This is a genomic window from Bradyrhizobium macuxiense (assembly GCF_001542415.1).
Lineage (GTDB): Bacteria > Pseudomonadota > Alphaproteobacteria > Rhizobiales > Xanthobacteraceae > Bradyrhizobium > Bradyrhizobium macuxiense.
Window position 1 is genome coordinate 276,901 of the sequence record NZ_LNCU01000040.1, and the last position, 8,635, is coordinate 285,535.

General features: G+C 63.9%; 9 protein-coding genes. 6 read left to right on the top strand and 3 right to left on the bottom strand.

What is annotated here, in order from left to right:
• The coding region (locus tag AS156_RS13880; RefSeq protein ID WP_245312791.1) for a glycosyltransferase family 39 protein at positions 1-1,115 on the bottom strand (1,115 nt) is incomplete at its 3' end.
• A gap of 338 nt (positions 1,116-1,453) precedes the next feature.
• Between AS156_RS13880 and AS156_RS13885 the strand changes: the two genes are divergently transcribed.
• Together AS156_RS13885 and AS156_RS13890 are read left to right on the top strand one after the other, a co-directional pair.
• A complete protein-coding gene (locus tag AS156_RS13885) occupies positions 1,454-2,365 on the top strand; it encodes a hypothetical protein (RefSeq protein WP_066504701.1) in 912 nt (303 codons plus the stop codon).
• A gap of 187 nt (positions 2,366-2,552) precedes the next feature.
• A complete protein-coding gene (locus AS156_RS13890; RefSeq protein WP_066504703.1) occupies positions 2,553-2,966 on the top strand; it encodes a Ros/MucR family transcriptional regulator in 414 nt (137 codons plus the stop codon).
• Between the two features lie 167 nt (positions 2,967-3,133).
• Here the strand turns inward: AS156_RS13890 and AS156_RS13895 are convergent, their stop codons facing one another.
• Together AS156_RS13895 and AS156_RS13900 are read right to left on the bottom strand one after the other, a co-directional pair.
• Entirely contained in the window at positions 3,134-3,565 is a 432-nt protein-coding gene (locus AS156_RS13895; protein WP_066504813.1) for a SufE family protein, read from the bottom strand.
• A 79-nt stretch (positions 3,566-3,644) separates the two neighbouring features.
• Positions 3,645-4,046 (bottom strand): DUF5330 domain-containing protein, encoded by a 402-nt coding sequence (locus AS156_RS13900; protein ID WP_066504705.1) that lies wholly within the window; start codon positions 4,044-4,046, stop codon positions 3,645-3,647.
• Positions 4,047-4,476: 430 nt separating this feature from the next.
• Between AS156_RS13900 and AS156_RS13905 the strand changes: the two genes are divergently transcribed.
• The 4 genes from AS156_RS13905 (at position 4,477) to AS156_RS13920 (ending at position 8,622) form a co-directional block, all read left to right on the top strand.
• A complete protein-coding gene (locus AS156_RS13905; protein ID WP_066504708.1) occupies positions 4,477-6,294 on the top strand; it encodes a PAS domain-containing sensor histidine kinase in 1,818 nt (605 codons plus the stop codon).
• Positions 6,287-7,039 carry a peptidoglycan-binding domain-containing protein gene (locus AS156_RS13910; protein ID WP_066504710.1) on the top strand — a complete coding sequence of 251 codons (753 nt, stop codon included), beginning with the start codon at positions 6,287-6,289 and terminating at the stop codon, positions 7,037-7,039. Before AS156_RS13905 ends, AS156_RS13910 begins: the two co-directional genes overlap by 8 nt.
• Positions 7,040-7,170: 131 nt before the next feature.
• Positions 7,171-7,515 carry a DUF1491 family protein gene (locus AS156_RS13915; protein WP_066504713.1) on the top strand — a complete coding sequence of 115 codons (345 nt, stop codon included), beginning with the start codon at positions 7,171-7,173 and terminating at the stop codon, positions 7,513-7,515.
• Between the two features lie 42 nt (positions 7,516-7,557).
• Positions 7,558-8,622 (top strand): IS630 family transposase, encoded by a 1,065-nt coding sequence (locus tag AS156_RS13920; RefSeq protein ID WP_066503481.1) that lies wholly within the window; start codon positions 7,558-7,560, stop codon positions 8,620-8,622.
• Positions 8,623-8,635 lie beyond the last annotated feature (13 nt).

The following is an 8,635-nucleotide window of genomic DNA, read 5'->3' on the forward strand; positions in this document are numbered from 1 at the left end:
GGCGGGATCACGAAGATGAAGTGACGGATGCCGTTGTAGAGCGCCGGCCGCTTCACCATCGCGATGACCAGCGGCAGCATCGCCGCGAGCGTCAGCATCAGCATGATGGTCTTGCGCCGCGCCGGCACGTCCTTGCGCGACAGCGACATGAAGGTGATGACGACGGCGGCGCCCAGCAGGGCCAGCAGCACCTCGGGAAGCTGCAGCGCGAACAGGGTCGGCAAATAGGACCACGGCATGTCCGGCACCGACACCAGCGCGCCGTCGAACATCTCCTTCCACGGCTTCTCGAAGAAGTGCGAGAAATAGGTCACCGCTTCCAGCGGATGCCCGGGCTCCATGATCGACCAGGGCCAAATCAAGCCCATCACGAGATAGCCGAACATCAGCCCCGGCAGCAGCACGTAGACAACATGCGCGAAACGGCGCACGGCTTCGCGCACGCCCTGGCTGCGATACTCGTCGAGCCATAGCGGGACGAAACCGATGGCCGCGTAGATCAGCGCGAGCCCGCCGAGCACCCGGCATCCGAGCGACAGACCGGCGCCGAAGCCGACGATCAGGATCGTGCGCGGCGAGGGGGCTGGATATTCCTCCGCGAGGCGGACGAGGCCCATGATCAGGAAGATCATTGCGACGGCGAACGGCGCATCCTTGGGATTCATGAACATGTGGCCGTAGAAGGTCGGACACAGCGCCAGCAGCAGCAGCGCCGCGAAGCCAGCGAGCGGCCCGCTCACGCGCCGGGCGAGCCTCCAGGTGATCGCAAGCCCGATCACGCCGACGATCGCGCCGAGCAGGCGGCGCGTTTCGAACAACTCCAGCGGAATGACCTTGTGCAGCAGCGCGGCCGCCATGTCGAAGCCGCCGCCGTACATATAGAGGTTGGCAAATGACAGCGCGCTGGTGTCCTTGAAACCGGACCCGTACATGCGCAGCAGGAGGTCGGCATACTCGGCGTGGGTATAATCGTCCCAGCCCAATCCGTAGTCGCGGAATGTGAGTCCGGCGATCACCGCGACCATGCCAAGGACAAGGATGGCGAGATCGTCGCAGGTCTTCTCCACCGAGCGCCGCGCAGGCGTATCGATGGCAGACGTCGTGATAGATGACATGGCTAGCGGTACCGGCGTCCCTGTGGCCCAGTTGGCGCTTTAGGGCCTCATTCCCCGGCGTCCATATAGCGCAGTTCCATTTCCAAGTAATTGGGAATTGTGGCGTAATTTCCCCGAAGCGTTGCAATAAATTAGCAGCATTTCGTAGGCAGTAGATTTACGGAAACCGCCGCCGCGACGACCGGCGGCAAACCTGACAGGAGGCCCGCGCTGCCGGCTGTAATGAGATTTTCGGGAACTCTGTCCACAATTGGCGGTTGGCGATGTGGGCAATATGACGGTATCGTGGCGTCGGTATCCGCACCGATTTTCGGTCGGATCTCCCGGGGGTTAGTTCGATGATGGTTGCTCTGTTGGTCGTCGGCATCGGCCTCATCCTGGCAGGCCTGGCCGCGGTCGGCCTTGGAGTTCCCTACAAGGAATTCAGCGTTGGCAGCACGTTGATCACGACGGGCGTGACCGGGGTCTGCACCGGCGCGATCGTGCTGGCGATCGCGGTGGCCGTCCGCGAGCTTCAGGGCATCGCCCGGCGGCTTGGCCCGGTGGTGGCCGCGGGGGCGCGATCCGAGTTCCCGCTGCAGGAGCCTGCAACTTCCCCGCGCACCGCGGCGAGTGACGGTGCCTTTCGGACCCAGCGCGATCCGCACGCCGTCGTGCCTCCGCCGTTGGCCCCGGCGTCGGCTCCGTCAGCACCGGCCGCGCCGCCGCCCTGGCACGAAGAGATCGCCACACGTGGCGCCCAGAGCGAGGAGCCGCCGCCCGCGCCGACTGCGGCTACTGCCGCTCCCTCCGAGGGCTCTCCGGCGCAGCCCAAGCGGCGCAACTTGCTGTTTTCCTCGACCTCACGGAAGGAGCGCGAGCGCTCCCAGACGCGGTCCACCGACCCGCTCACTCCGGATATGTTGTCGCCGGAGCTCCGTCCGAACCCGGGCGCGCCCGCTGACACCTCGTCCCCGACGTTCGATGATGCCTGGCCGAAAGCGGAGCGGCCGCGGTCGGTCGATGTTGCCCCGCGCCGGGCCGCACGCGCGCCCTCGACTTTCGGCGAGGCCCAGGCCGCCCCGCAATCGCCCGGCCATCCGCCCGCCCCCCAGGAGCAGCCGCCGGTGACCGTGCTCAAATCGGGCGTCGTCGACGGCATGGCCTACTCGCTCTATTCGGACGGCTCGATCGAAGCGCAGATGCCCGAGGGCATGATGCGGTTTGCCTCGATCGATGAGCTCCGGTCGCATCTGGAGCAGCGGCCCTAAGTCGAGGCCAATACTTGCGGCAGGTCCCGCTTTTGAAGATGGACCATCGTCGTTCTTGTCAGGTTTCCTGTAGTCCGCTCATATTCGCGAAGTAGTACGGGATTCTGTGGATGTATCGTCGCGGTCGGATACTGACCGCCCGGCGCGTCGTGCCGCGCCCTTCGACAGCATAGGGAAGGTCAGCCATATGTCCGATACGTCAGGCAAGAATCCGGTCGAACTGACCGCCAACATCGTGTCGGCCTATCTCAGCAACAATCCGACCCCGGCCTCCGATATCCCCGGCCTGATCAGCCAGGTCCACGCTGCGCTGCTACGCGTTTCGAGCGGACGCAACGATGCGCCGCTGGAGCCGGCCAAGCCCGCGGTATCGATGAAGAAGTCGATCACGCCGGAATATCTGGTGTGCCTTGAAGACGGCAAGCGCTTCAAATCGCTCAAGCGCCATCTGCGCACGCAGTACAACATGACGCCTGAGCAATATCGCGACAAATGGAGCCTGCCGGCCGACTATCCGATGGTGGCACCGAACTACGCCGTGGCACGTTCGCAGCTCGCCAAGAAAATGGGGCTGGGACAGCAGACGCGGAAGAAGAAATAGACCTGGTCGCGTCATTCCGGGGCGATGCGTTTGGCATCGAACCCGGAATCTTGAGGTTCCCCGATGCGCAATTGCGCATCTCCGGTTCGCTTCGCGCCGCGGAACGACACGGCGCGACTACGCCGCCCGCGTCATCGGCACCCTTTTCACGTTGCTCGAAGCAACGCCTACGAGGCCGACTCCAGCGCCTCGCGCGCATCGGTGCGGATGCGCTCGACCATCGACCGCAGGCCGTTCGAGCGCTGCGGCGTCAGGTGGTCGCGGAAGCCGAATTCGTCGAACAGCGCGATCGCGTCCATCGACAGGATCTCCTTCGGCGTGCGGTCCGAATACAGCGTCAGCACGATTGCGATCAGGCCGCGCACGATGTGGGCGTCGCTGTCGCCAAGATAGGCCAGCCGCGGCTCGCCGTTGGCGTCGCGCTCGGTCCGTTTCGACAGCCAGACCTGGCTGACGCAGCCCTGCACCTTGTTCTCAGCCGAGTGCTCTTCCTCGGGCAAGGGCTCAAGCTCGCGGCCGAGCTCAATGACGTAGCGGTAGCGGTCTTCCCACTCGTCGAGCAGTGAAAAATTGTCCCTGATTTCGTCGATCGTCGTCATCGTGACCCGCATCCCGTTCTTAACGGCTTATATAGGAAGGCGGGCCGCGAAAGCGACGAAAATGGAACCGGTTCCGCGCTTAATTTGCGGTCATGGTGTCGGGTAACGGCCGGAATTCGATCGCCTGATCGTCCGCCGTCAGGGTGTCGCCGGATGAGGCCACGGCCGACGCCGCGTCGGTATCGTCGCCGCCGATCGAGCCGGTGTGATCAGGCGGCTTCTTGTCGGTGATGATCTGGTAGAGCTTGCGCGCACCGTCGGTTGCACGCTGGCCAATCGCGGTCGCGGCCTGGCCGCCGACTTCACATGCGGCTGGTTGACGCTTGCAGAACTGGCCCATGTCGCTGATGGTCGCGGTCGCAGCCGACACCGCGTCGGATGTGCTGATCTGCGGGGTCTTGTCCGCTTCGGGTGTTTTGTCTCTTGGCAGCAGCACGAGCACCAGCCCGAGCCAGAATGCCAAGCGCAGCAGGAAAAACATGGCGCGACCCCGGTCGTCTGTCTTGTCTTTTGTTTCACATGCGGTCGATGCCGCAGTTGGCTCAGGCGTAGCATCCGTCGATAAATCGGAAGTGTTTGCATTGAAGTAAACTCGCCGAAAAAACGCGGAAAATCCGCCTGAATTGATTCGGCGTAAATTTTCGATTGATGGCGTCGTGCAAATGCCGACTGTGCGGCAGGCGCTGTCCACCATTTCGAAACCATAGATCGTCACATCCGGAAACCAGCCGTTCACCATCCCCGACAAATGCGCGGTGAATAGCGCGCCAAACCTTCGCGAATGCACGGTGTTTGGTGGCAGGGCGCCGCGCCTTAGCGTTCGCTTAAGTTCGCTCTGACACGTTGACCTTCAATCACCAAGGAGGCGTTCCGGCGCGTCTGTCTGACGATCGAGCCGAAGCGCGAGTGCTGTGAGTGTTGTGAGTCTGATCCGCGATTGCCTCGATGCGCTGCTGCATCCATCGGCGCAATATGATGCGCTGACGCGTGCACGCCATCGTGCCTTCATGGCGCCTCGGCTGCTCGGCAGCCTGGCGGCGTTCGCCTCGTTCCCGGCCTTCCTTGCGATGCGCGGTGCACCCACTGCCATCGAGGTTGCGGCGTTCGCCTGGCTGATCGCACCGATCCTGCTGTCGTGGTTCCTGTCGCGCACCGGCCGCTATGAGGGCGCGCATGTGCTGTCGTCGCTGGCGCTTTCCGGCCTCGTGATGATGATCGCGGCGACTACCGGCGGTATCACCTCCTTCGCGGCCGTATGGCTCGTCGTCATTCCGATCGAGGCGGCGCTGTCGGCGTCGCGGCGCGTCGTTGCGTTTGCGTTTGCGCTGGCGATGACATGTGCGGCGCTGCTGAGCGTGCTCGGACACTATCACGTGCTGCCGGCGTTCGATCCCGCTGCCGCGGCCAACAGCATGCTGGGCGGCTTCGGCGTCGTGTCGGCGATCTTCTATGCGGCCGGGCTCGCCTTTGGCGCCGAGTCGCTGGCGCGCACCAGCGTGGCGCTGCTCTATGTCGAGGAGGACCGCTATCGCCTGCTCGCGCACAATATGAGCGACGTGTTGTCGCGGCACAGCCGCAACGGTGCGGTGCGTTTCATTTCGCCGGCGGCCGAGATGATGCTCGGCGTTCCGGCTTCGCGGCTGTTGGGCCACGGCCTGTTCGACCGTGTTCATGTCGCGGACCGCCCGGCCTATCTCACCGCGCTCTCGGATGCCGCGCGCGGCGGCGAGTCGCGCAGCGTCGAGTTCCGCCTGCGCCGCGACGCCGCCCGAGGCCAGAACATCGCCGCCGACTTCATCTGGGCCGAGATGCGCTGCCGCCCGCTCGATCAGAGTTCCGACGAGACCGAGGTCGTCGCCGTGATCCGTGACGTCACCGATCGCAAGACGCAGGAGCAGGCCCTGGAACTGGCGCGCAACGCCGCCGAACAGGCGGATGCATCGAAGACGCGCTTCCTCGCCACCATGAGTCACGAACTGCGGACGCCGCTCAACGCCATCATCGGCTTCTCCGAGATGATTGCGCAAGAGGACGTGCTGGGGCTCGATGCCGCGCGCCGCAGGGAATACGCACAACTGATCCACGATTCAGGCCAGCATCTGCTCTCGGTCGTCAACGGCATCCTCGACATGTCGAAGATGGAGTCCGGCAATTTCGAGATTTCGCCGGAGCCGTTTGCCCCGCGGCCGGCGCTGCTCAATTGCTGCAACCTCGTTGCCCTGAAGGCGCGCGAGAACGGCGTCGATCTCGTGACTCGCGTGCCCGATGATCTGCCGGTCATGAACGGCGATCCGCGCGCGTTCAAGCAGATCGTGCTCAATCTGGTGTCCAACGCCGTCAAGTTCACCGAGCGCGGCGGCAAGGTGACCGTGTCGGCGGCGGTCGAGGGATCGCGGCTGCTGCTGCGCGTCTCCGACACCGGTGTCGGCATCGCGGCCGACGATCTCAAGCGGATCGGCGACCCGTTCTTCCAGGCCGGCAAGACCTATCAACGCCGGCACGAAGGCACGGGCCTTGGCCTCTCGATCGTGAAGGGACTGGTGGGCCTGCATCACGGCGAACTGAGCGTTGAAAGCAAGATCGGCGAGGGCACCACCGTGTCGGTCGTGATGCCGCTCGCGTTCGCGCCGCCGGCCGCGACCGAGCCGACCAGCAATGTTTCGACCCTGAAGCCCGCGCTGCGGTCCGGGCTACAAGAGCAAGCCCAGCAGGTGAAGAAAAGTGCCTAGAAAGACTTTGGACGATGATGAAGCGCCGCGCCGTCGCCGCGGTGCCAAGGCGGTAGCGATCGAGGCCGAGGAAGAGCGGGGCCTCGTCCTGCGCATGCTGCTGCACAGTCCGAAGGACATGGTCGCGGGCGTGCTGGCAGCGGCCGTCATTGTCGCGATCCTGATCAATGCGCTGTTCCTGCAGGCCGGCCGTCACCCGTCACCCATGTTTGGCGGTTCGGTCGTGACGCTGCCGGCGCCAGTCGCCGCCGTGACCAATCCGATCCCGCGCCCGCGCCCCGCTGAAGCCGCCGCGCGACAGGTCGAGCCGGCAGCCATGGAGCCGCCGAAGCCTGTCGAGGCGAAACCGGTGGAGATGAAACCGGCCGAAACCAGGGCTGTCGAAACCAGGCCTGCCGAGGTCAAGCCAACCGAAACCAAGCCGGCGTCCGACCCCATGACCAATCTGGTGATGAAGTCGACCGCCGCGCCGCCGGCCGCTGCGCCCGCGCAGTCCAACGTTATTCGCCCGCCGGCACCGATCCCGGCGCCACATCTCAGCGCGGCCGGAAGGCGGATCGCCGCTGTCCAGCGCACGCTGACCGAGTATGGCTACGGCCAGCTCAAGCCGACCGGCACCATCGGTGCCGACACCCAGGCGGCGATCGCGAAGTTCGAGCGCGCGCGCAAACTTCCGGTGACCGGACAGATGTCCGAGCGCCTGGTCCATCAGCTCACCACAATGATCGGTCACCCGATCGAGTGAGCTTCGGTCTCAGACATTCTCCGCGAATGGAGTGAAGACGTGACCGTCATGCCCGGGACAAGCCTGGGCAGTTATCCAGTGGTACGTGTGATGATTGGACGGAGCAGCGCCGCTGTCCTATAGGTCGGCGCATGCGATTGAAAACCAGCATATGGGTGGCCGCCTATCTGCGCCGCTGCCAGACCGAGGGCGTCTTCGGCGCGGTCCGCAAAAAGGGCGCCGAGGAAGCCGGCGCTGTGTTCGTCAAGGTGGCGCTGATGGATGGCAACGCGATGCTCTATGCGCCGGCGCCGCAGACGGTCTATGACGACAGCCGTCCGGTCGAGCGTCTGTTCGTGGCGATCGCGCCGCAGCCAGTGCCTGAACCATCGGTCGAGGAACGGCTGGTCAAGGAGCTCCGCTTCGATCCCGACGCGTGGATCGTCGAAACTGAAGACCGCACAGGGCGGCACTTTCTCGATCTGGCGAGAAGCTAGTACCCGCTTTTCTTGGAACGTGAGTCGTGATTCAAGGTCGGGATGATACCCGAAGCAAGAGAAGTCCGCCTTTCGAGGAAAGATCGCAAGGTGCTTGAGGCGTGTTGTCGCTCACCGATGACATTGCAGCGCGATTTGAAGCGGGCGCGGATAGTCCTGTTAGCGGCGGACGGGCGCAGCACCCGGTCGATCGCCAAGGAAGTTGGGGTCCAGCCGCGGATTGTCAGCGTTTGGCGGCATCGCTATGCCGACCAAGGCCTTGAAGGGCTGCAAGACAAGCCGCGGCCCGGCAAGCAGCCGATCTATACGAAGACGACCGACAAGCGGATTCTGAAGCTGCTGGATAAGCCGCCCCCGCAAGGGTTTGCGCGCTGGACCGGCCCTCTGCTGGCCGAGGCGCTAGGCGATGTTGACGTCCAATATGTCTGGCGGTTCCTGCGCAGCCACAAGATTGACCTCGCGGCTCGCAAGTCCTGGTGTGAGAGCAACGACCCGAACTTTACGGCCAAAGCCGCCGATGTCGTTGGCCTTTACGTCGCCCCGCCGGCGAAGGCTATTGTGCTCTGCGTGGACGAGAAGCCCTCGATCCAGGCTTTGGAGCGAGCGCAGGGCTATCTGAAGTTGCCCAATGGCCGCGCCTTGACCGGCCAGAGCCACGATTACAAGCGGCATGGCACCACGACATTGTTTGCAGCGCTCGAAGTCGCCACCGGAAAGATCATCGCTACGCATTCAAAACGCCGTCGCCGTGTCGAGTTTCTCGATTTCATGAACAGCCTCACCGCGGCCTTTCCGGGCCGAAAGCTTCACGTCATCCTCGACAACCTCAACACCCACAAGAAGAATGAGAGCTGGCTCAAGGCCCATCCCAATGTGCAATTCCATTTCACACCGACGAGTGCGTCCTGGCTCAACCAGATCGAGGTATGGTTCTCAATCCTGCAGGGGCAGTCGCTCAGCGGCACCTCCTTCACAAGCCTCAAGCAGCTTCAGGAACACATCGATGCCTACGTCAACGCCTACAACGACAAAGCCGAGCCCTTCGTCTGGACCAAGAAAAAGATCCGTCAACGCCGTTTCAAGGGCCGCCGTATCAATCAACTCTGATTCCGGGTACTAG

Excerpts from the sequence above, each read along its gene's own strand:
- AS156_RS13920 (WP_066503481.1), top strand. The coding sequence starts at position 7,558 with ATGATACCCGAAGCAAGAGAAGTCCGCCTTTCGAGGAAAGATCGCAAG.
- AS156_RS13915 (WP_066504713.1), top strand. The coding sequence starts at position 7,171 with ATGCGATTGAAAACCAGCATATGGGTGGCCGCCTATCTGCGCCGCTGC.
- AS156_RS13890 (WP_066504703.1), top strand. The coding sequence starts at position 2,553 with ATGTCCGATACGTCAGGCAAGAATCCGGTCGAACTGACCGCCAACATC.
- AS156_RS13895 (WP_066504813.1), bottom strand. The coding sequence starts at position 3,565 with ATGACGACGATCGACGAAATCAGGGACAATTTTTCACTGCTCGACGAG.
- AS156_RS13900 (WP_066504705.1), bottom strand. The coding sequence starts at position 4,046 with ATGTTTTTCCTGCTGCGCTTGGCATTCTGGCTCGGGCTGGTGCTCGTG.
- AS156_RS13885 (WP_066504701.1), top strand. The coding sequence starts at position 1,454 with ATGATGGTTGCTCTGTTGGTCGTCGGCATCGGCCTCATCCTGGCAGGC.